This window comes from Paenibacillus sp. MAEPY2, assembly GCF_000499205.1.
Lineage (GTDB): Bacteria > Bacillota > Bacilli > Paenibacillales > Paenibacillaceae > Paenibacillus > Paenibacillus vandeheii.
The window spans coordinates 131,439-152,746 of the sequence record NZ_AWUK01000001.1; the positions used below are offsets into that span (position 1 = coordinate 131,439).

The following is a 21,308-nucleotide window of genomic DNA, read 5'->3' on the forward strand; positions in this document are numbered from 1 at the left end:
GTAATGCCGACTTCTGTTTATATGCACTGCTACATCGCGTGTCGGGAGCTGCGTGTGTATGTGTGAATGCTGATTAATCCACCGAGGGAAGAGGTGAAACAGATGAAGGAACAGAAGATACCAATAGAGGAAGAACATAAAGGGAGCCAGACAATGGATAAATGGAAGAACATTGGCGACAACGCTCCCGTGGCGTTAATTACAGGCACATCAAGCGGATTCGGCATGCTCACGGCGATTACGTTGGCCAAACAAGGATATCGTGTTGTGGCAACGATGCGTGATTTGAGTCGGAATTTAGAATTGGCGAGGCTGGCAGAACAAGCGGGTATTTCGGATCGGTTGCAGTATATTCAGCTGGATGTGACGGATGCTGATTCGGTACAGAAGGCTGTTCAGACGGTACTTCAAAACAATGGGCGAATCGATATGCTGGTGAACAATGCAGGATTTGCACTTGGCGGATTTATTGAGGAAGTATCCATGGACGATTGGCGTAGGCAAATGGAAACGAATTTCTTTGGCTTGGTTGCCGTTACGCGTGCGGTCCTGCCTATCATGCGTGAGCAAAAGCAGGGACTGATTATCAACTTGTCCAGCGTGAGTGGGTTGTCCGGTTTTCCAGGTTATGCGCCGTATGCTGCATCCAAATTCGCTGTGGAAGGTTTCACCGAAAGCTTGCGACATGAGATGTCCTCTTTCGGCGTTCGGGTTGTGTTGGTAGAGCCAGGTGCGTATCGCACGCCTATCTGGAATAAAGGTTTGGGTGAAATCCAAAGGAGCGATGGCTCTCCATATAAAGAGAAGCTGGATGCGATTCTCCGTTATTCCCAGCATGCAGGAGAGAATGCACCTGATCCGCAGGAAGTGGCCGATTTGATTGCCCGTATCGCACGGATGCGTGCACCAAGGCTTCGTTATGCGCTGGGCAAAGGCTCCCGTTTACTTATCATCGGCAAATTGCTGCTGCCATGGAAATGGCTGGAATGGATTATCGCGCGTGGACTGAAATAGGAGCTAAACATGAAAATCAACGCCGGGGGGATTTTTCCATGTTCGAAATTATCGTCGTCATTTTACTTTTGTCGATTGTAGGACTTCTCTTCCGTATTAACAGCAAGCTGCCTGAACGAGATTGGGTAAAAGAAGCGATGGAGCGGGATGCGTCGAAATAAAAACACTGGAGGACTTTCATATGAAAATCGCTTTTGTTTTGTTTGATGGTTTGACTTTTCTTGATTTTGCAGGATTTTATGATGTCATCAATCGGTTGAATTTCTTTGAACAAACCAAAGGGACCACATGGGAAACATGTGCGATGACAGATCAGGTTACGGACGAATCAGGTTTAACGTTGAAGGTGGACCGGGTGAAGCCTGATTTGGCGGAATATGATCTCGTATTTGTGCCTGGTGGCATGGGAACGCGCAAGCTTCGATTTGATGAGGCTTTTGTGGGCTGGCTGAGGCAGGCCGAGAATGTTCCGTTGAAAGTATCCGTGTGCACAGGTTCTTTGCTGATGGGAGCGGCGGGGTTTTTAACAGGTAAAAAAGCAACGACGCATCCCAATGTCTATGATCTGCTTCAGCCTTATGTTTCCGAGGTGATTCAAACCCGCATTGTAAAAGACGGCAATGTGATTACAGCCGGAGGAGTAGCGACGTCCATTGATCTTGGAATCTATGTCGTAGGTCTGCTTGCAGGAGAGGAAGCCGCAGCGAATGTAAAGCTCCAGATCGATTACCCTTATGACATGCAGGGAGTGGTTGAGGAATGAAGGAAGGTCAAAAGGAGGACATGTTCATCCTTCGCAATATACGCAGAGATGAGGCAGAGCACTATTGGCCTTTGCGGCTGGAGGCGCTGAAAAATCATCCGGAAGCCTTCGGCGCTTCGTTTGAAATGTCAATTCAGCTTCCCATGAGTGAAGTACAGGAACGTATACATAATGAAGCTGATGATTATATTCTGGGGGCATATACCGAAGAAGGCATCCTCGCAGCAACGATGGGATTCAAACGGGAACATGGACTTAAGCTACAGCACAAAGGTTATATCTGGGGAGTCTATGTCTCACCGCCATATCGGGGAAGGGAACTGGAAGGCATTGAGCAAATCAATCTCAGTGTGGTTACCACAAACGAGTCAGCCCGACGATTATATGAGCGGTCTGGATTTGAAACCTATGGCATTGAGCGTAATGCGCTGGTCGTTCAAGGGAAGGGTTACGATGAGGCGCATATGACATACTTTTATGCTGAACATTTGAATTTAGGTGATGAGCATGTTAAAACAGGTGGTGACATATGACGGAAGCAGTTCAGCTTGAACTTGACGGCATTTCTTTTGAATTAAAAGAACCTCATTCATTCGAGTGGCTTGCGCGCCTGGGTACCGTATTTCGTGTGTTTGATCAGCAGGATTCCGGCAATTTGTCCTTTGGTGTTCTGGGTCAGGACGGAGAGCGGAAATTCGTGAAATATGCTGGAGCACGCACGATCCATGCGGGTGAGACAGGGACGCCTGCCGAAGCGATTAATTATCTGAAATCATCCGTTTCAATATACGAAGATTTGGCACATGACACATTGATTCAATTAAAGGATTATTTTGCAACGGAACATGGCTACGCCTGTGTATTCAATTGGGTGGAAGGGGAGTGTTTGCATTCCCATTGGGACTTTCCACCCCCAGCCAAATATGAGGACCCGCGTTCCCCCTATTATCGATTCAAACAGCTTACTGTAAAGACGCGCATTCAGGCGATGGAGCAGATTTTGGATTTCCATATCGAAGTGCAGCGGAGAGGGTATGTGGCTGTTGATTTTTACGATGGCAGTCTGATCTATGATTTTGACAAGCAAGCGATGAAAATATGCGATATTGATTTGTATCGCAAGGGTTCTTTTGTGAATACGATGGGACGGATGTGGGGTTCATCCCGCTTTATGTCTCCTGAGGAATTTGAGTTGGGTGCGCCAATGGATGGAGTCACGAATGTTTTCAATATGGGAGCAATGGCTTTCTCATTGCTTGGGGGCGAGTTGGATCGTTCGTATGCCAGTTGGGATGGTGGAGAAGCGCTGTACCAGGTGGTTATGCGTGCGGTAGACCCTGAGCGGGCAAGTCGTTATGCGTCGGTTGCTGAATTAGGTGCTGCATGGAAAAAAGCCGTGCTGCATGAAAAATAAGATACACGGAATGGTTGTCTCACTCGTAAAATCCTCTCGTATAATACCCATACGCAATTGTGCACATTGGATTCGTAACTGCACGTAATATACCGTATAATGGAAATTAATGAGGGGGTATTGGCAATGTGCAAATATACGATGTCAGGAATAATACCTGAATTTCAGCAGCATGAAGCTGGAAAAAGAAGTGTAGGTGAACCAATATTGCAGAAACTAGTTCGGCAATTATGAATCCTATATCGAACCTTTCACCCATGGATATGATGAAAATCCAGGCAGATACACTGTATACGATGGACGATCAGAAACGTCTGGTAAGTATTAATGAACCGGATGGCGTGCTGGCTCCAGCCTTATTTATCGGGATAACTTCTATCGGGCAATGCTCCTATTTTCATGAGCAGTTGCCGTTCACTCTGATTGAGGAGCTAGGCTGTGACACTGAGCTTCCGCTCGATATTTCGAAGCTGATTCGGAGAGTAGAGACGTTTAAGCCCGTGAAGAGTGTATGGATGGGCCCGGCTTATGTCTTTCCCGAGAAGTGTGGCGAATGGCATCCAAATGTTCAGATTATAGATAGTCATTGTTCTTTTCTGCTGGCAGAGCATTTTCCTGAATTAATAGAATGTCTACATGAAAAAACACCCGTTGCCGCTTATGTCATGGAGGATTCAGCAGTCGCTGTATGTTGTTCAGCCCGTGTATCCAAACGGGGTGCCGAGGCAAGTCTCTATACCGCGCCTGGTTTCAGAGGGCATGGTTATGCAGTGGAGGCGGTGAAGTGCTGGCAGCATCATGTTAAAAAGGATGGGCGCATTCCGATCTATAGTACATCTTGGGACAATGTAGCTTCGCAGACTGTTGCCCGTAAGCTGGGACTAATCCAGTTTGGTGTGGATTTCAGCATCACGACTTCGTCATAAAATATGAATTCATGTATGTTAAATGAAGGGCATCAATCCGTTACGTTGAAACCCGGAATTATGAGGGGGTGCTGCAGCAATGATTAGGGCCTTTGTACAAAAGGACCTGGAATATGTCATCGAAGCGCATATCCGTATCTATCGGGATGAGTATAATTATGATCATAGCTTTGCCGAGTATATTAAGAATGCCGTAAATGAGTTTAAACGCTCCGGCAATTACGCGAGAGAAATGGTATGGATTATTGAGCTGAATCAGACAGCTTCTGGCTGCATTGGTCTGACTCAATTGGATGAACAGACAGCTCAATTGCGTTGGTTCCTCATTGAACCAAAAGCCCGTAATTGCGGCTGGGGACGCCAGCTTATCGAGCAGGCTGTCCATTTTGCAAGAGAAAAAGGTTATGCATCCATCATCTTATGGACCAACGAGTCTCTGTCGGGGGCACGTAGATTGTATCGATCATTTGGGTTTGAAGTGGTTGAAATCCGGAAACAGGTCCTGTCAGGACAGGAGTTAACGGAAGAAAAATGGAAGTTGATTCTGGAACAAGGGCAGGAGTGATTCCATGATTAGCAAACGTATTGCGAGCGGCACGGTATTGCTATGTATTGCATGGATGTTGGTAGCATGCTCGAATCAGACGCAAAGTCAGGACGTAAGCTTGAAGATTGATAGCAACCTTCAGCAAATCCTGAATGGTCCTGAGATGATTCTGACCAGTAGTAATCCAGGTGATTATATAGGCGCTAACACAGAGGCATATGTTCAAATTCTGAATACGGGTGAAGAGGGGCTGAACGTCCTGATTCAGCAGTTGGACTCAAGTTCGCACGACGGCCTTAAGGAATGGATCATGGCTCAGGCCAGTACTGAGCTGCTCGGAGAACGTAATCCCGTTGAGCACTGGAAAAGTGGAAAAGACTGGCTCAGCCAGTATAAAATGAAGGTAGAATAATGATAATGATTCATCATCGTTAGTGTATGATTTACAGCGAAAGTAGTGGAGGGAACGGAATCGATTCTGAAGAAGCGGTAGCGTTCGCCTTTGTCTCCGAATTTGCACATTTATAAAATATATCAAAAAAATTTGGAGACAACAGCGATCGAAAGAACGATCCGTAACCGAAACGATCACCGCAGGTCGTCAAGCGTTAACGACTGTGATGACCCGGAATAACATAACTCACCTCCCAGTCATCATGAGCAGGAATGAGAGGTTCCAGGAACCTGAAATAATACGTTATAGAGGTGAAACCCTTGAAGAAGAAAATTGCATTTTTTGACTCGGGAATCGGTGGTTTAACCGTCTTGCATAAGGCTTTGCATCAATTCCCTGAAGAATCGTTTCTGTATTATGCCGATACATTGCATGTTCCATATGGGACCAAGTCAGCGGATGAGGTTAGAGGACATATTTTCAATTGTGTGGAGGCTATTGTTCAGGAAAATGTGCAAGCGATCGTGATTGCCTGCAATACAGCGACCAGTCTGACCGTGAAGGATTTGCGTGCCAGGTATGATATCCCCGTTATCGGGATGGAGCCTGCTGTGAAACCGGCTGTGGAGATGAATCGAAAAAGCGGCAAAAGGGTGCTTGTATTTGCTACAGCCCTGACCTTGAGTCAAACCAAATATCATGAGCTGGTATCCCGTGTGGATGATCACCACAGTGTCGATTCCATTCCATTGCCTGAACTGGTGGAATGGTGTGAACAGCTGGATTTTGATCCACAGAAGATTGCGTCGTATTTCCGTCTCAAGCTGGCAGATCTTGATCTGGACTTATACGGTACAGTGGTACTTGGCTGCACGCATTATCCGTTCTACACATCCATTCTTCGTACGGTTCTGCCAGATCATATTCAGATTATTGATGGCAGTACGGGAACGGTTAACCGCTTGAAACAGCTTCTTGGGTTGGCAGATCAACAGGGCATGTGGGCCGAGGATAACGTTACTTTTCTTAGTTCGTCTGGCCGTTTGGAAGACCGGGAGAACATGCATATTGCACTCCAATATCTGGAGAAGCATCGAATGTAAGTTGAATCAACAGGAGGTGAGGGTCGATGCAGTCTATTTATCTCATCCGTCATGCCCAAGCAACCGGGCAAGAACCGGATGCAGAGCTTACAGATGAAGGACTTCGTCAGGCAGAAGAACTTGCTGAGATGTTGGCGGACCACCCTATACAATACATTGTGTCTAGTCCGTGGAAAAGGGCGCTTCAGACCGCAGCGCCACTGGGCAAAACCGTCCTGCAACATATACATACGGATGAACGTCTTCAAGAGAGGGTGCTTAGTACCCTTCATCTGGATAACTGGATGGATGTGCTTGAACGTACATACAAGGACGAGGACTGGATGGAAGAAGGGGGCGAATCTTCCCGTTTCGCAACAGCTCGTGGTCTTGAAGTTTTGGACGAGTTGTGGCGTCGACCTGAGCATGGCGGGGCTGTGATTACACACGGCAATATGCTATCTCTGCTCATTCGAAGCCATGATGCATCCTTTGGATTCGAAGAGTGGAAAAGTCTAACTAATCCTGATGTATATGTTCTAGAGAAACAGCAGGGTGATGAAGTCACACACAGCATTCGCCGTATATGGCGAAGATAAACATAAAGAGAGTGCTCCAGCGATGTGTAAGATCGGCTAGAACACTCTTTTCCGTTTACGATGTTGGTTCTACAAAGCGGCAATTAATAACATGATCCAACCGGCCAAGAATGCTACTCCGCCCAGCGGTGTGATCGCACCCAGTTTTCGAACTCCAGTTACACTTAGGGCATACAGGCTGCCCGAGAACAAGAGAATGCCGGCGAATAGCAGCCATCCGGCCAGTATAACAAGGGAAGATTGCTCCAGCTGATCAGCGAGCAGTCCAAGCAGGATGATTCCGAGTCCGTGAGCAAGATGATACTGGACACCGGTCTCGTATATTTTGATCATATCAGCAGACAATCTGCGTTTGAGCGCGTGCGCACCGAATGCTCCGAGGGCAACAGCAAGAAACATCATGATACTTCCGAGTATAACCAGGGTCTGCATGTGTCTTGTCTCCTTTTAAATGGGTATTAAGCAGTACAACAGAATTTGCAGCCAAATTGTTTTTACGTTTACAGTTTGCGCAATTGGATGCGCTGAATGGAATGGTCGGCTTCCTTTTTCAAAATCAGTCTGGCTCGTCCTTTGGTTGGCAGGATGTTTTCGTGCAGATTTTTGGCATTGATATCTTTCCAGATCTGACTTGCCGTAAGAACAGCCTCATCTTCTTCCAGATTGGCGAAACGACTGTGGAAAAAGGAATTCTCATTCTGAAACGCTGTATTGCGCAGCAGCTTGAAACGCTCAATGTACCAGTGACGGATATGCTCTTCTTCCGCATCGATATAGATGGAAAAGTCAAAAAAATCACTGACCAGCAGTGGAGTTTCCTTTTTGACCTGGAGCACATTAATTCCTTCAATAATGAGGATATCCGGCTGACAGATGGCGTTCTCCTCACCTGCAATGACGTCATAGGCAAGATGGGAGTAGACGGGAGCCATCACTTCAGGTTTGCCTGATTTGACATCACCCATAAATTGAATCAGTGACTTGATATCGTAGCTTTCCGGGAATCCCTTCCGGTTCATGATACCTTTCTCTTGCAGCACGGCATTGGGATATAGGAAACCATCCGTTGTGACCAGATCCACCTTGGGATTTCCTTTGCCTCTAGCCAGCATAGCCTGAAGCAGACGGGCCGTTGTACTTTTGCCCACGGCAACACTGCCCCCAATACCGATAATGTAGGGAGCGTGATGTGCTTCTTTTTTCAAAAAAGATGCCGTTAAGCGGTTTAGCTCTCGTGAAGCTCCTGCATATAAGTCAATAAAGTGGGTAAGAGGTAGATAAATATCCTCAACTTCTTGAATGGATACCTCTTCATTTAATCCCTTTAGCTGTTCCAATTCCGCTTTCGTTAGTGGAAGAGTGGTCTGATATTTTTTCAAGTCAGCCCATTCCTTGCGGTTAAACTCGGTGTAAGGAGAGTATAAATTCATGAGATCCCGCTTTCTGTATGTAGTGTTATGTTGGCACAATCTTTAGTGTACCAAATTTCAGGGAACTGACAACACCTTTACATTGATGCTTCCTTTGTATATTCCCTGAAAGTTGAATGAAAAGCAACTTATAGGAAATTGTAAACCAAATTATGTTAAAGTCAACGTATACCATGCGGGAGGGTGACAGCAAATGATCGTATATGAGAGAGAGCATGATTTTGTTTTGACCGCACAGCATGAGCATGGACTAGTAGCCGGAGAAATGGCTTCCCATTGGAAAACGGAATTGTTAACGGATGAAGCGCATCGGGAAGATCTGATTCTTGCCGCAAGAGAGCATGATCGGGGATGGATTGAACTGGATGCGGCGCCATTCTGGAATGATTATAGTCAGATCCCATATTCTTTTCGTGATTTTCCGCTACGTCCGCGATTTGTATTTTACCGTAAAGGTATTGAAGAGGTTCGTGAGAAAAACCTGTATGCCGGGCTGCTGTGCAGCATGATGTACACAGAATTGTTTCAAAACAATCTGGGTGCTAACACCAATGACGATGAAGACATCAGGGAGTATCTGAATGATGAACGGGAGCACCAGTTACGTTGGGAACAGCAGCTTGGTGGTGGTGAGGCGTTGAAGCTCAGGCTGAAAAATGATGTGGAAATCATGCTTTTCTGTGATCAACTCAGTCTGTTTCTCTGTATGGAGGAGCCGGGCACACCTGCTGCACGTTATGATTTTTTCGCCGAAGGACTCGGCTGTACCTTCGATGCCTGTTCAAGGCAACCCATTCATGCCGAGTGGCTCTCCAATGAGAAAGTTGGATTATCTTTTGTGCCGTTTGATGAGGAATTTACGGTCAGTATGCCTTACAAATCGGTGCCGAAAGCGAGTATCCGTAAATTCGGTCTGCTGCAGGCTTATCGCCGTGCCGAGTGGAAAGAACGTCGAGTGTTAATTACAGGCATGAGCTAAATATCGCCTATTCCATATCCGATTTAAACAAAATAGTGCATATGTATAATGAGGCGGGCTCCCGAAATTTTCCGGTGTCCGTCTTTCGTATGTGTTTATCATTGAAGCAGGAAAATCTATCTTCATCCCAGAAATAAATTTCAAGGGATTAGGTTTATATCAGGCAAGTGGGGGGATGAACATGGATACTAGAACTGAAATTCTAACGATGTGTATGGTGTGGGACAAACAGAATGATCAGGTATTATTAATGAATCGACCGGACCGGAAAGGATTTCCGGGATATATTGCTCCAGGAGGGAAAGTTGATTTTCCGGAAAGCATTGTGGATGGTGCCGTGCGAGAAGTTAAAGAGGAAACAGGGCTTGTGGTGAAAGAAATTACATATAAGGGTCTTGATGAATTCTGTGATCCGGAGCAAGGATTGCGTTATATGGTATTCAACTATCTGGCTACTTCTTTTGAGGGGGGGCTACTGAGCGAACCGCCTGAAGGCGAACTGTTGTGGGTGTCTTTAGGGCAAGCGCTAGAGCTACCTATGCAGGATTGGTTTGCGGAACGTTTGCCACGTTTTTTTCAAGCAGGGACATTTGAGCGGAGTGTGATCTGGGAGAAATCAACGGGGCGTACACTGAAAGAGACATTTATGCTGTATAGCGATTCGGTTCTTGAACAGAGTAAAGTGGAATAATTCAAAACGCTCAGGAGGCGGAAAAAATGACGGGATACCAGCATGCATTAGAAGGATATATTGCAGCGACAAATACACATCAGTTTGATGAGGTAAACAAATGGTTATCACCGGATGCCGTATATTGGTTTACGGGAACATCTTGTACTACGCCTGACGACATTCGGGCTTATTTTGAAAACGCTTGGGAGACCGTCAAGGAAGAGGTATATCGTGCAGAAGATGTCACGTGGATTACGACAGGCGAAGAGCAGGCGGTCTGTATTTATACCTATCACTGGAAAGGAATGTATCAAGGGGAGCCGGCTTCTGGAAAAGGTCGGGCTACTAATGTATTTGTTACAGACATCAACGGAGAATGGAAATTAATCCATGAGCATTTAAGCACGGGTGAGTAACGTGAGGAAGTGAAATAGAACGCGTTGTGTTTTTATTACAGATGACTTGATTAAAGCAAAAAAAATGTGGCTGTATTTAAATCTTGTCTCATATGTTATCAGCCAATTCTGTATATTTATATCCAGATATTATGATATAATGAAGTTTACTTTTTAAAAGGAGATGACTTGCTATTATGGAGATTACATTTCGTGAATCGCTGGAGGGAATAGGTATCGACCAACTTAGCGGGAATTTTTTCGAAGGTTGGCCCAACCCTCCGTCTACGCCTACGTTCCTGAAGATGCTGGAACAATCCTATGCTGTTGAACTGGCTGTTGATGAAGCTACTGGGAATGTGGTGGGCTTTATTCAAGCGATCTCAGACGGAATTCTCAGTGCATATATTCCTCTGTTGGAAGTGCTTCCGGAGTATTAGGGTAAGGGGATCGGATCAGATCTCATCAAGCGTATGTTCAAGCGTTTGGGTGATCTCTATATGATTGATCTTTTGTGCGATAACGAACTTCAGGATTTCTATGAGAAACAAGGTATGCAAAAAGCATCTGGCATGGTGATTCGTCATTATCACAATCAAGCTGGAGTGGTAAATTGAATAGCTAATAGATTTAGGTGAACTAGATGGATGATATAAAGCCTACAAATGGTTTCGAAGTAACCCGGGGTTATAAAAAGTGAAAAATATGAATTTAGACCCAAACCTTTATAGACGGAAGGTTGTTATATATTTGGTGATCTAGCCATACATAGGCTTCTGCAAACGGGACGTAAATGAATATGTACGAGGAAAAGGTGGAGATTGGTGTGAAATTGTCGTTCCGGATTTTGGACTGGGAAGAAGAAAAACCTTATGGGCTTTTATTAATGGCTGATCCGTCCAAAGCCATAGTTGACGAATATCTGAGTCGCGGTGTTTGTTTTATCGCTGAATATGAAGGAGAAATGGTAGGAGAGTTTGTCTTGCTGAAGACGCGTCCAGAGACAGCAGAGATCGTTAATATTGCCGTACAGGAAGAATTACAGGGACAGGGCGTTGGCAAACACATGATCAAGGAAGCGATAGAGGCCGCACGCAGGCTCGGTTGTCGAACAGTAGAAATTGGGACAGGCAACTCAAGCTTTCATCAGTTGAAGCTGTATCAACGCTGTGGGTTTCGCATTATAGGGGTCGATCGGGATTTCTTTGTGAAACATTATGAAGAAGAGATTATAGAAGATGGCATTCGCTGCGTGGATATGATCCGTTTGGCGCTGGATCTTGAAACCGTTGTCGAGGAGAACAAGAAGTGAAAATAGTTCGACTGAAATCAGAAGATTGTCGCAGTATCACCGCTTATGGCAGTAAGGGAGCGGAGATTACGCCGATACTCCGAAGCACTTCAGCTTGTCACGTAGCCCAATTGAAACTGTCTGCAGGAGGAAGTGTGGGTTTGCATCCAGCGGTGGGTGAGCAGTTGTTTCTGGTGCTTGAAGGGGAAGGTTGGGTGGAAGGCGAGACAGGCGAACGGGTAGTAGTCCGATCGGGAGAAGCCGCGTACTGGACCAATGGAGAGAATCACCAATCCGGCTCGGAGACAGGGTTAACTGCATTGTTGATTGAGGGTGAAGAACTAATTGTTCGGTTATCGCTAGAGTCGGGAGACTCTGAAGATAGGGGCTGATGATTTGAGTGTATGGGTCATTGTTATTATGGGAGCAATATTTGCTCCCTCGTTCTATCAGATGAATAAGCGCATTCGTAGATTGGAAGAGCAAGTTAGGCATCTTTCAGACGAGAGGAAGAACCTTTAAGTGGATCGGTACACACACATGGGGGTATACGGTTTAGTCACTTGGGAGCAAAAGGTCCTGTTAATACGTAAGGCAAGAGGAGCCTATATGGGGAAATGGGATTTGCCTGGAGGAAGGTTGGAGTTTGGTGAGCAACCGGAGTTCGCCCTACATCGTGAGATCGAAGAGGAGACGGGCCTTTCCGATCTACAATTGGTGATTCATTCTGCGGAGTCGAATGTACTAGAGTGGACGGACGAAGGCGAGCCGGAAGAGCTGCACCATATTGGGATTCTGTACGATGTATATTTGACAAGTGAAAGTAGACCCTCTGAGATCAAAAGGGAACCGGATGGCGAAGATTCACAGGGCGCACAATGGTTTACTTTGGAAGAGGTCGGAGCGTTATCGTTGACACCATTTGCAGAGAGTATGATTAAAAATTTTGATAGAAATTTATTTTGATTTAAATTTTAGGACTGGTCAAATGGAACAGAATCGTTTATTCTGTGATAGATAGATTACAAATTTTTCAATTGAATAGGACTGACACCTTAAAGCATAAGGCTATGAATCTGCGGATTCGTGGCCTTTTTTTGTGTTTTTACAGGTGAATTGGGTCTTAGGAAGGGGGGGTTGCATGCCTTGTAGTGATGGGGATTGCTGAAAAATAATACCAAAAGCCTAGATTTGCATGGTAGAATATTGATGATTATTACAAATTTAGGTTTTGGTTTGAAAAGTAGTACGAGCTCTGAAGAAGCAGAAGTTTGCCCCATACTAAGGTACATAGGAGAGTGAGTAGATTGAAGAAACAGATGAGATTAACTGGTAGGAAATCAAAAAGGAACGTATTGATCGTCGGTTTGTTGACAACGGCATTGATGGCAGGAACGCTGCTGAACAATGGAACCGTGGGTCTGGTATCTACTGTGGATGCTGCTGCAGGCACGAGTGGAGGGGGCACAACGGCTTCTGCGCTTACGAAGTTCAAAGATATCAAAGGGCACTGGGCGCAAGCTACCATTGTCAAAGCCTATGATAAGAATCTGATTTCCGGCTATCAGGATGGTACATTCCGCCCCAATGCCAAAATCACCCGTGGTGAGTATGCTACACTTCTCAGCCGTGCAACCAGCTTGGAAAAGGTACAAGGAGAGAATCCTTTTGCTGATCTCAAGGGACACTGGTCTGAATCAGCTGTGTCACAGTTGGTGGGCCAAGGCTTCATTGATGCTGGTGATTATCCGAAAGGGTTCAATCCGAATGCCGAGCTGACGCGCTACGAGATGATGAAATGGATTGCGAACGGACTGATCAAATCGGGAACCAGTTTCCAGGATGCTTTTGACGACACTCGAGATACGCTGCTACCTACCCCAGAAGTGAATCGGGGAACGATTCGTGCAGAGCAAATTCCTTCTCTCGCACTTGTCCGCGGGACCGGCATTGTCGGTGGATTTGAGGACGGTTCCCTAAAGCCTGCTGATCCAACAACGCGAGCTGAAGTGTCTGCCATTTTGCTGCGTTATATGGATGTGGAAGGTACGGATGCAGGGAAGTACAGTGATCTGAATGAAATGCGTGAGGTTGGCACAACGGGGACGAATTTAACGACGGTTAGTAATTATTTTTATACTAAAAATTCTGTTACGGTTAGTGAACTATCTAAGGGAGATATAACTCTCTCTAATAATTCTGGCATACTTCGACTGCATCGAATTATTGTAGTAGATGTTACTAAAGGCAAGCCGAAAGGGGTTTACTCATCACTGTTTATTGGCCCCGACTCCATTCAGTTTCCAGGAAGCTACATGACATTTGCCGATATATCGTTTACATCCAATATAGAAAAATCAAACCTCTTGGCCTTTAGCGGTGGTCTAGACAGTGCATTTTTAAGATTTAATCGTATGGATGTTAAACATGCCGAAAAAAATGGATTCATAACTATTCCAGAGATGTCTAGTAATCTTATAAAGAAAGATGTTAAAAAACGTTTTTGGACATCCTCTGTGCTCATGGCTAAAGGTGGATCTTATTATTTAAAAGCTAACAATAATGATTTAGTTCAAATTCAGAACATGTAGTTTCTTCAAGGCGGTGAGTGAGTACTGAAACCCCATTATAAAGTAATGTTAGTGTTTATCGTTATGTTCTTAACAGTAGGAGCTATGGGTACATTTTATCTTCCAATTGAAGCAGCTATCAATGATCCGTATGGTCCAAAATCAATGAAGAGTCCATCATTCTTGACCGTACAATCTGCACCAAGAGTCGCTAATCCAGGTGTTTATTGGTATCAGCTTGATGATGGAAGTTTTAAAGCTGATCATACTACAGGGCCTACTTTTTCTAGAAACATGAATCCCTTGTCTTGTTCGTCTCCTTATCCTGACGAAAAAGATATACCCAATGAAGTTGACTTTTCCAATTGGCCTGCTACTCAATGGAATGAATATAATGGATATCCTATAACTCCATCAGTTCTTAAGTCTGTAAGAATAAAAAGCGTTACTTATCAAACTAGACTACAGCAAAATTCCTATACAGGAATAGGAGAAACAGTCATACGAAGAGATAGTACTATTGTAAAAATTAACACAAAAACAGGTGGGAATCACTCGGTAAGTGATCGAACAGAGTTCGAAAATGGTGGTAAAACTAATCAAAATTGTGTGAAGCAAGTAGTAGCCTACCATACTCCAATGGATATCATCTGGGAAGGCGATCTAGAAGAAGAAAAGGAAATTGACGTAACCCCAGATTCCACTCTATCGGTTGGACAAACCAAACAGATGGAAGCCAAAGTTAAGACGAGAAACTACGGTGCAACGAAATACAGTGAAGGCATCGACGTAAGTCGTCGTGAAGCCGAGACCACCTGGTGGTCATCTGATCCGAGTATTGTGAGCATTGAACCCAAAACAGGAATGGTTAAGGCTGAAAAGCCGGGTACTGCCTTTGTACGTGCAATTTGGAACAACGGTACATATCTCATCTCGGACACTGCGGACATCACGGTAACGTCCGAGCCGGGACTTACAGTGAATCTGCCAAACGCCTGTAAGGCAGATACGTCCACACCGCTACAAGCCAAAGCTATCCTGACCAAATCAGACCTTTCTGTTCATGAGCTTACCGCTCATTCCAAACTGACCTGGCAAAGCTCCAATCCGGCAGTAGCGACCATAGGTGCAGATGGGAAAATGACGATCAAGGGCATCGTCGGCAGTACAACTATCACCGCGCGATTTTTGGACCCTGCCCAGCAGTTGGATGAACAAGGGACGCAGATGTTAGATGTAAAGGATTGCACAGGCAATGGAGGAGACGGGGGAACTGATCCAGGTAACGGTGGTGTTGTGGGTTGCCCCGTGACCATCAGTCCACCTAATAAAGGAGCGTTGATCGAATCAGCTGCCATGGACCCCTCCGTCCGGGGCGTGCTGAAGGCTGATGATCGGGGAGCTGAGAAGTTTGATGTCACCCGAGGCATCCCGACTTCTGAAGATCTCTATGCTAATGTCATGGCTAAAGGATACTTGTTCCAGCACCGTTGGGTGAACATGACGGGAACAGTGACTTATACGGTCAACGTAAAAAAGAAGTATCACAAAACATGGACGATTCCGGGCAGAGCCTCGACAGGACCGAATGATCCAGGCACACCTCCAGAACCTAAGGAACTCGACGTTCCTGGGGACAAACCAATGCAGGTCATTCGACAATATAGTTATTGGCAGATTGATAATTTGGAAGTCTATCAGTTAAATCAATCTACGATATCCAATTATGCACTTGGTGGCTACGGTGGTACAGTAACACTGACTCCAAACGGATATACACCGCCGACCTTACAATCGGCTAATGATGATGCAATAACCGCACATGTGAAACCTGCACCTTGCAAGGAAATCGATCTTGGCACTGAAACTGTTCCAGGCGGTTCCACTGAACCGGCTACACCAGTCGAAACATCATTGTTCCAATCCAAAGCGGAGGCTGAGGTCAAAGAGAACACTGTAAATAATGACAAGGTCATGTTTAACGGTGCCACTGTGATGGATCCTGCTCCGATGGATAAGACTGCTCCCCGACCTGGGACAATCCCTCAGCCTGGCATAATCGGTGACAACGTGCTGTACCAAAATCGTTTAACTGTTCAGAATACACTGGTCAACAAGGCGGACCAACCGACAACGGGCGAGATCGCATATGGCTTGATTCCTGGCAACATTAAAGGCGGTCAGGATCAGAAGTTTTCTATTCAAGGGATCAATTCTGTCACGGTGCACACACCTGTCGTTAACTACGCATGGGTGTCTGATGATCAGCCGCATAACCAGAAAACGGTGCCTGATCCGACCAGCTCGGCGCTCATTTTGGAACGACCGTTTATCGTACGCATCCCGACTTCAGGACAGCATCTGGACGTAAGCAGTTACCCGGGTTATGGCAATAGGGACTACGCCAAGTATTTTCGCATCAAGCAGATTCGGTTTCCCTTTGATGTTTATAACGCCGATAGAAGTCAGTTCATTCCAGCCAAGACCTGGGTGGACATTCCGGTCAATCAGCTGGATACTGTTTTCTATCTTCCAGTATGGGTGGATGAAGGACATTACCGAATTGAATTTCGAAATATTGCAGAAAATGCTCCTTCGACATTCACTGAACAGCAGGATGCCAATACGAATCTGACTCATCATGTTGCGGCGGATACCGTTCCGGTGGAGGTTATTGGGCGATTGTATGATTTTCACGTTACGGATATCGCCGATTTTAATTGGGAGAACGTTTTTCGCCAGCAGCTAGGAAGTTCGGAGCCGACAGGGGCAAGCTACTGGACAGGACTTAACAGTATTGATGGTGATCCGAGAGGTAATCTGGCACCGTTTGTGTTACCTGTTCGCCCAGGCAGTCATCCTGTGCAGGGTTTCAGTAATGTAGCCGTGAAAACAGGTTACCATGTCAAATTCGACCTGAAAACAAAGGGCAATATGTTTGGCAAACAGGATGGTGTTCGGATTACACCAACGTTCTACTTTGTGAGCAAAGTTGGCTCTTCCAGACAAGAAGTCGATCTATACTATCACCGCGGTCAAGAACGGCTTATCCGGATAGGATCGGCACAGGATCTGGAAAAACGGTTTGTTGTCCTGAACTCAAGGTTGCGTAATGTACCCGGTACGGAATTGGGTGATACGGCGCGTTATCAGTATACTTATGAACTGACCGCAGATGAGCGCAATCAGAGTTCGCTCGCTGACTATATGGTTCGGCTTGTAGATCAAACCTCTCACCAGAAGACGTGGGTAGGCCGCTATGATTGGATGATTCTGCCCGCCTCCATTCGCACACTGATTGGACCAAAGGAGGACATTCCTTCCGGTGTTAGTGTGGACCGAGCGAATGCGGCGATCCAGCGTTGGTACGGGGAATACAGCCTGCCTGCAGATGTTTACGCCGTGCCAAAGGGAACCAATCTCGAATCGCTCGCCAGACAAAATCAACTGGATGAAAAGGCTTCTGTATTTCTGAAGGACGGATATATCGTGGTCAACTTCAATATCGAGACACTTCGGGATGGAAATACAGAAGCTCCACACCTGCAATATATTTATGCGCCACTAATGAATCAGTGGCAGATGGAAGGTTTCAACAACAGTCCTGTAGACAGTCAGGGCAGAACTTGGCCTCTGAAGGATGGCGATGTGGTCTTTTACCACGCCGATCAGTCCAGCAGGAACGATTTTCAGTCTCAGGTGCCACATTAAACGACTGACATCAGTGCTGGTTGGAACATTCAACAGATCTAAAGTCTGTCTGCATAAAAACAATAAATCAAAAAAAGAAGCCGCCCGGGGTGCTTTTACGCATTACAGGCGGCTTTTGGCTTATAACAATCAATTGCAATAAATGCCCAATTTTTTTGTTGAATACCAAACCAATTGGTTAATATTTAACTTGACGGTTTGTTTTTGAACATTATGGACCACAATTCTATATAAAGGAGGATCCGAGGGTACATTTGTGGGTCGGAAATGTTCTAATTATTCGATTCATCTAATTTATGCATCAATTGAACTAAAAATAGGAAATGCTCCTGAGCGCAAAAGTTTATAGAATAGATATTAGAACACGGACTTCAATTCATAAAGTTGAGGAAGGTGAAACCCTCGAACGGATCAGGACAGTATTCGACATCTGTGCGACGGTATATATAATCATCAGTTTACTATGATTTTGAAAACGCAGACAAACCTTGACGGGAGCGTCGGAACAACGTTACTACCACCAACAGCACGATTATTGGACTTCATGAAAAATTTAGCTTAAAATGTTGAACGAACGCAAATTACGGCTTAGTCAATGATTTCCGTCAAAAACTTATGACTAAATCAAGACGGAGGGAACGTCGATGACGATCGAGGAAGGCAACAAGAAACCCTGGGAAAGTTATTATGGCCCGAATATGGGATACGTACAGGAACAATATGAATTATACTCCCAAGACCCGGGTGCAGTTACACCGGCTTATCGGGAATTATTTGAACAATGGGGTGCACCGCCGATGTCTGGCAGGGATGCACATACAGCCTCGTATTCTGGCAACGCCCAAAAGGCTTCCGGAAGCGTGGATATTAAATTATTACAGAAAGCGGTTACAGCTGGGAAGCTGGTAATGAATATTCGTACGTATGGTCACCTTGCGGCCGATATTGATCCACTTGGGATCAGTGAAGATTCAGATACGTCCCTGCTTGAACCGAAGCATTTTGAATTAAATGAAGAAGATTTGAAAGCTCTGCCCGCTTCCCTGATCTGGGAAGGTGCAGATGGACAGACAGTGACAGGATTGGATGCCATCCAGCGCCTGCGGCAAATATATACCGGTCCTATCGCTTATGAATTTAGCCATGTGCATGAAGTTCATGAGCGGGAGTGGCTGAACCGCCGTGCAGAATCTCGTACTTCGCCGGCACCGCTTAATCCAGAGGAGCGTAAGGCTTTGCTGGAACGTTTGGTTGAAGTGGAGCAATTTGAAGATTTCCTTCACAAAACATTTGTTGGGCAAAAACGTTTCTCCATTGAAGGTAACGATGTGCTAGTTCCTATGCTGGATGAAGCAGTTCGAATTATGGCACACGCAGGTTCAAGCCATATTTTGATGGGGATGGCTCACCGTGGTCGATTGAACGTACTTGCTCATGTACTGGGCAAGCCGTATAGCAAAATTTTCTCTGAATTCCATCATTCTCCGAACAAGGATTTGGTTCCTTCCGAAGGGTCAACAGGAATCAATTACGGTTGGACGGGGGATGTCAAATATCATCTGGGTGCAAACCGTTATGTTAAAGACGGTGAAACAGTACAAGCGCGCCTTACCCTTGCCAATAATCCAAGTCACCTGGAATATGTAAACCCGGTTGTACAGGGCTTTGCACGTGCAGCACAGGATGACCGCCGTGATCCGGGATATCCGAAGCAGGATGTAACCAAAGCGGCAACCATTCTGATGCATGGTGATGCGGCTTTCCCTGGGGAAGGAATTGTAGCGGAAACACTCAATTTCAAAGCATTGCCTGGTTACCAAAATGGCGGAACGATTCATATTATCGTGAACAACCGTCTTGGATTCACAACAGATAGCGGCGATTCACGCTCAACGTACTATGCGAGTGACCTTGCCAAAGGATATGAGATCCCCATTGTGCATGTCAATGCAGACAATCCGGATGCATGTATCGCAGCTATTCGTATGGCAGCAGAATACCGTAACCTGTTCAAAAAGGACTTCCTGATTGACCTGATCGGTTACCGTCGTTATGGTCATAACGAAACGGATGATCCGGAAACAACACAGCCGACAGTGTATGACAAAGTGAAAGCTCATCCAACGGTTAGCCACTTGTATCAGGATCATCTGAAAGAGGAATCTGTAATCGATGATGCTTCTATCAACAGCATTCGTGAGGCTGTGACGAACCGTTTAAAAGAAGCTTACGAGCAGATGAAGAATAATGAAGTGCATGAATATTACCAACGTCAAATTAGCGAGCCAGAAGCAGTATCGGTTATTCCAACTGCGGTACCATTGGAAAATCTGCGGGCAATTAACGCAGACTTGCTGAAATGGCCAGAAAATTTTAATGTATATCCGAAGTTGCAGCGCATTTTGCAGCGCAGAAGCACTTCTCTGAACGAAGGTGAGAAAGTAGACTGGAGTCTTGCAGAGACGCTTGCGTTCGCTACTATTCTTGCGGATGGCAAACCGATCCGGATCAGTGGACAGGATGCAGAACGTGCAACGTTTGCCCATCGGAATCTGGTGTTGCATGATTCCGAGAACGGAGCGAAATTCTGCCCACTGCATAATCTGCCGCAGGCAAGAGCATCCTTTGCCATCTACAATAGTCCGTTGTCTGAGGAGTCTGTAGTTGGTTTCGAATACGGATATAACGTATATTCACCAGATACGCTCGTAATTTGGGAAGCTCAATTCGGGGATTTTGCCAACTGTGCACAGGTTATTTTTGACCAGTTCGTATCTGCAGGCCGTGCCAAATGGTCTCAGAAATCCAGTCTGGTCATGTTGCTTCCGCACGCGAACGAAGGTCAGGGACCTGAGCATACAAGTGCTCGCCTGGAGCGTTTCCTGCAGCTTTGTGCAGAAGACAATATGACGGTTGCGAACTTGTCGAGCGCATCGCAGTATTTCCATCTGCTGCGTCGTCAGGCTTCCTTGACCGAAACAGAGGATGCCCGTCCGCTGGTTATGATGTCGCCGAAAAGTCTCATTCGTAATCCACGTGTTGCTTCACCTGCTACAGAATTCAGCGAAGGCAAGTTTGAGCCGGTGCTGGAGCAAGCAGGATTGGGCACGAAGCCGGATCGCGTAGAGCGCATTATTTTGTGCAGTGGTAAAATTGCTATCGATCTGGAAGATGCTTTTGAGAAAGATAAAGCGGATTGGTCTTGGCTTCACATTATTCGTGTTGAACAGCTGTATCCGTTCCCGGCGGAAGAAATCAAGCGCGTACTCGCACGTTTCAGCAAGTTGAAAGAGCTGGTGTGGGTACAGGAAGAAAACAAAAACATGGGTGCCTGGACATACATGGAGCCTCGTCTTCGTGAAATCGCGCCAGAAGGCACAACCGTTAAATACGAAGGTCGCCCGGAACATGCGAGTCCTTCCAGCGGTTATCAGCTTGTGCATGGCATGGAACAGCAACAGATCATTACATCCGCGTTGAAGCAAACGACGAAGAATAATATTCCACTGGGGAGGTAACA

Annotated in this window: 22 protein-coding genes; 20 read left to right on the forward strand and 2 right to left on the reverse strand. The window is 45.8% G+C overall.

Features of this window, described 5'->3' with window-relative positions:
• Nucleotides 1-153 precede the first annotated feature (153 nt).
• The 10 genes from P364_RS0100815 to P364_RS0100865 all read left to right on the forward strand — a co-directional run bounded on the left by P364_RS0100815 (nucleotide 154) and on the right by P364_RS0100865 (nucleotide 6,739).
• Nucleotides 154-1,014 carry an SDR family oxidoreductase gene (locus P364_RS0100815; RefSeq protein ID WP_024628274.1) on the forward strand — a complete coding sequence of 287 codons (861 nt, stop codon included), beginning with the start codon at nucleotides 154-156 and terminating at the stop codon, nucleotides 1,012-1,014.
• Nucleotides 1,015-1,052: 38 nt separating this feature from the next.
• Complete coding sequence (locus P364_RS38445) at nucleotides 1,053-1,175, forward strand: hypothetical protein (RefSeq protein WP_256984806.1); 123 nt, start codon at nucleotides 1,053-1,055, stop codon at nucleotides 1,173-1,175.
• 20 nt (nucleotides 1,176-1,195) lie between these two features.
• The gene (locus P364_RS0100825) at nucleotides 1,196-1,777 is read left to right on the forward strand and encodes a DJ-1/PfpI family protein (protein ID WP_024628275.1); all 582 of its coding nucleotides are present in this window, start codon (nucleotides 1,196-1,198) and stop codon (nucleotides 1,775-1,777) included.
• Nucleotides 1,774-2,310 carry a GNAT family N-acetyltransferase gene (locus tag P364_RS0100830; protein ID WP_029880628.1) on the forward strand — a complete coding sequence of 179 codons (537 nt, stop codon included), beginning with the start codon at nucleotides 1,774-1,776 and terminating at the stop codon, nucleotides 2,308-2,310. The genes P364_RS0100825 and P364_RS0100830 overlap by 4 nt, the downstream gene beginning before the upstream one ends.
• Entirely contained in the window at nucleotides 2,307-3,191 is an 885-nt protein-coding gene (locus P364_RS0100835; RefSeq protein WP_024628277.1) for a serine/threonine-protein kinase, read from the forward strand. Before P364_RS0100830 ends, P364_RS0100835 begins: the two co-directional genes overlap by 4 nt.
• 257 nt (nucleotides 3,192-3,448) lie before the next feature.
• A complete protein-coding gene (locus tag P364_RS0100845) occupies nucleotides 3,449-4,117 on the forward strand; it encodes a GNAT family N-acetyltransferase (protein WP_161634236.1) in 669 nt (222 codons plus the stop codon).
• Nucleotides 4,118-4,196: 79 nt separating this feature from the next.
• Nucleotides 4,197-4,682 carry a GNAT family N-acetyltransferase gene (locus P364_RS0100850; protein WP_024628279.1) on the forward strand — a complete coding sequence of 162 codons (486 nt, stop codon included), beginning with the start codon at nucleotides 4,197-4,199 and terminating at the stop codon, nucleotides 4,680-4,682.
• Between the two features lie 4 nt (nucleotides 4,683-4,686).
• Nucleotides 4,687-5,076, forward strand: coding sequence for a hypothetical protein (locus tag P364_RS0100855; RefSeq protein ID WP_024628280.1), 390 nt, complete (start codon nucleotides 4,687-4,689; stop codon nucleotides 5,074-5,076).
• Nucleotides 5,077-5,378: 302 nt separating this feature from the next.
• Nucleotides 5,379-6,161, forward strand: a complete 783-nt coding sequence (murI, locus tag P364_RS0100860) for a glutamate racemase (RefSeq protein WP_029880629.1) — start codon at nucleotides 5,379-5,381, stop codon at nucleotides 6,159-6,161.
• 26 nt (nucleotides 6,162-6,187) lie between these two features.
• On the forward strand, nucleotides 6,188-6,739 hold the full coding sequence (locus tag P364_RS0100865; RefSeq protein ID WP_024628281.1) for a histidine phosphatase family protein: 552 nt from the start codon (nucleotides 6,188-6,190) through the stop codon (nucleotides 6,737-6,739).
• Nucleotides 6,740-6,808: 69 nt separating this feature from the next.
• Here P364_RS0100865 and P364_RS0100870 read toward each other — a convergent pair whose 3' ends face one another.
• Together P364_RS0100870 and coaA are read right to left on the reverse strand one after the other, a co-directional pair.
• Nucleotides 6,809-7,171 (reverse strand): DUF423 domain-containing protein, encoded by a 363-nt coding sequence (locus tag P364_RS0100870; protein WP_024628282.1) that lies wholly within the window; start codon nucleotides 7,169-7,171, stop codon nucleotides 6,809-6,811.
• Between the two features lie 68 nt (nucleotides 7,172-7,239).
• Nucleotides 7,240-8,169, reverse strand: a complete 930-nt coding sequence (gene coaA / locus P364_RS0100875) for a type I pantothenate kinase (protein WP_024628283.1) — start codon at nucleotides 8,167-8,169, stop codon at nucleotides 7,240-7,242.
• Nucleotides 8,170-8,362: 193 nt separating this feature from the next.
• On the opposite strand from coaA, the gene P364_RS0100880 reads away from it, so the two are divergent.
• From P364_RS0100880 to P364_RS0100925, 10 genes are all read left to right on the forward strand, one after another.
• A complete protein-coding gene (locus tag P364_RS0100880; protein WP_024628284.1) occupies nucleotides 8,363-9,148 on the forward strand; it encodes a DUF3891 family protein in 786 nt (261 codons plus the stop codon).
• 175 nt (nucleotides 9,149-9,323) lie between these two features.
• Complete coding sequence (locus P364_RS0100885) at nucleotides 9,324-9,839, forward strand: 8-oxo-dGTP diphosphatase (RefSeq protein WP_024628285.1); 516 nt, start codon at nucleotides 9,324-9,326, stop codon at nucleotides 9,837-9,839.
• A 26-nt stretch (nucleotides 9,840-9,865) separates the two neighbouring features.
• Complete coding sequence (locus P364_RS0100890; protein WP_024628286.1) at nucleotides 9,866-10,237, forward strand: YybH family protein; 372 nt, start codon at nucleotides 9,866-9,868, stop codon at nucleotides 10,235-10,237.
• A 176-nt stretch (nucleotides 10,238-10,413) separates the two neighbouring features.
• Nucleotides 10,414-10,656: a hypothetical protein gene (locus tag P364_RS38560; protein ID WP_328285943.1), complete on the forward strand. Its 243-nt coding sequence runs from the start codon at nucleotides 10,414-10,416 to the stop codon at nucleotides 10,654-10,656.
• A 353-nt stretch (nucleotides 10,657-11,009) separates the two neighbouring features.
• On the forward strand, nucleotides 11,010-11,528 hold the full coding sequence (locus P364_RS0100900) for a GNAT family N-acetyltransferase (protein ID WP_081717881.1): 519 nt from the start codon (nucleotides 11,010-11,012) through the stop codon (nucleotides 11,526-11,528).
• Nucleotides 11,525-11,899, forward strand: a complete 375-nt coding sequence (locus P364_RS0100905; RefSeq protein ID WP_024628288.1) for a cupin domain-containing protein — start codon at nucleotides 11,525-11,527, stop codon at nucleotides 11,897-11,899. Before P364_RS0100900 ends, P364_RS0100905 begins: the two co-directional genes overlap by 4 nt.
• 130 nt (nucleotides 11,900-12,029) lie before the next feature.
• Nucleotides 12,030-12,473, forward strand: coding sequence for an NUDIX domain-containing protein (locus P364_RS0100910; RefSeq protein ID WP_024628289.1), 444 nt, complete (start codon nucleotides 12,030-12,032; stop codon nucleotides 12,471-12,473).
• A 341-nt stretch (nucleotides 12,474-12,814) separates the two neighbouring features.
• Nucleotides 12,815-14,098 carry an S-layer homology domain-containing protein gene (locus P364_RS34970; RefSeq protein ID WP_024628290.1) on the forward strand — a complete coding sequence of 428 codons (1,284 nt, stop codon included), beginning with the start codon at nucleotides 12,815-12,817 and terminating at the stop codon, nucleotides 14,096-14,098.
• A 618-nt stretch (nucleotides 14,099-14,716) separates the two neighbouring features.
• Nucleotides 14,717-17,788: a DUF5704 domain-containing protein gene (locus tag P364_RS34975; protein WP_024628291.1), complete on the forward strand. Its 3,072-nt coding sequence runs from the start codon at nucleotides 14,717-14,719 to the stop codon at nucleotides 17,786-17,788.
• A gap of 644 nt (nucleotides 17,789-18,432) precedes the next feature.
• The gene (locus P364_RS0100925) at nucleotides 18,433-21,306 is read left to right on the forward strand and encodes a 2-oxoglutarate dehydrogenase E1 component (protein WP_024628292.1); all 2,874 of its coding nucleotides are present in this window, start codon (nucleotides 18,433-18,435) and stop codon (nucleotides 21,304-21,306) included.
• Nucleotides 21,307-21,308 lie beyond the last annotated feature (2 nt).

Bases quoted from the DNA above. Each gene is read 5' to 3' on its own strand.
- P364_RS0100880 (WP_024628284.1), top strand. From the start codon at position 8,363: ATGATCGTATATGAGAGAGAGCATGATTTTGTTTTGACCGCACAGCAT.
- coaA (WP_024628283.1), bottom strand. From the start codon at position 8,169: ATGAATTTATACTCTCCTTACACCGAGTTTAACCGCAAGGAATGGGCT.
- P364_RS0100900 (WP_081717881.1), top strand. From the start codon at position 11,010: ATGAATATGTACGAGGAAAAGGTGGAGATTGGTGTGAAATTGTCGTTC.
- P364_RS34975 (WP_024628291.1), top strand. From the start codon at position 14,717: ATGGATATCATCTGGGAAGGCGATCTAGAAGAAGAAAAGGAAATTGAC.
- P364_RS0100830 (WP_029880628.1), top strand. From the start codon at position 1,774: ATGAAGGAAGGTCAAAAGGAGGACATGTTCATCCTTCGCAATATACGC.
- P364_RS0100850 (WP_024628279.1), top strand. From the start codon at position 4,197: ATGATTAGGGCCTTTGTACAAAAGGACCTGGAATATGTCATCGAAGCG.
- P364_RS38445 (WP_256984806.1), top strand. From the start codon at position 1,053: ATGTTCGAAATTATCGTCGTCATTTTACTTTTGTCGATTGTAGGACTT.
- P364_RS0100925 (WP_024628292.1), top strand. From the start codon at position 18,433: ATGACGATCGAGGAAGGCAACAAGAAACCCTGGGAAAGTTATTATGGC.
- P364_RS0100885 (WP_024628285.1), top strand. From the start codon at position 9,324: ATGAACATGGATACTAGAACTGAAATTCTAACGATGTGTATGGTGTGG.
- P364_RS0100865 (WP_024628281.1), top strand. From the start codon at position 6,188: ATGCAGTCTATTTATCTCATCCGTCATGCCCAAGCAACCGGGCAAGAA.
- P364_RS0100825 (WP_024628275.1), top strand. From the start codon at position 1,196: ATGAAAATCGCTTTTGTTTTGTTTGATGGTTTGACTTTTCTTGATTTT.
- P364_RS0100815 (WP_024628274.1), top strand. From the start codon at position 154: ATGGATAAATGGAAGAACATTGGCGACAACGCTCCCGTGGCGTTAATT.
- P364_RS0100845 (WP_161634236.1), top strand. From the start codon at position 3,449: ATGGATATGATGAAAATCCAGGCAGATACACTGTATACGATGGACGAT.
- P364_RS0100835 (WP_024628277.1), top strand. From the start codon at position 2,307: ATGACGGAAGCAGTTCAGCTTGAACTTGACGGCATTTCTTTTGAATTA.
- P364_RS0100870 (WP_024628282.1), bottom strand. From the start codon at position 7,171: ATGCAGACCCTGGTTATACTCGGAAGTATCATGATGTTTCTTGCTGTT.
- P364_RS0100890 (WP_024628286.1), top strand. From the start codon at position 9,866: ATGACGGGATACCAGCATGCATTAGAAGGATATATTGCAGCGACAAAT.
- P364_RS38560 (WP_328285943.1), top strand. From the start codon at position 10,414: ATGGAGATTACATTTCGTGAATCGCTGGAGGGAATAGGTATCGACCAA.
- P364_RS0100855 (WP_024628280.1), top strand. From the start codon at position 4,687: ATGATTAGCAAACGTATTGCGAGCGGCACGGTATTGCTATGTATTGCA.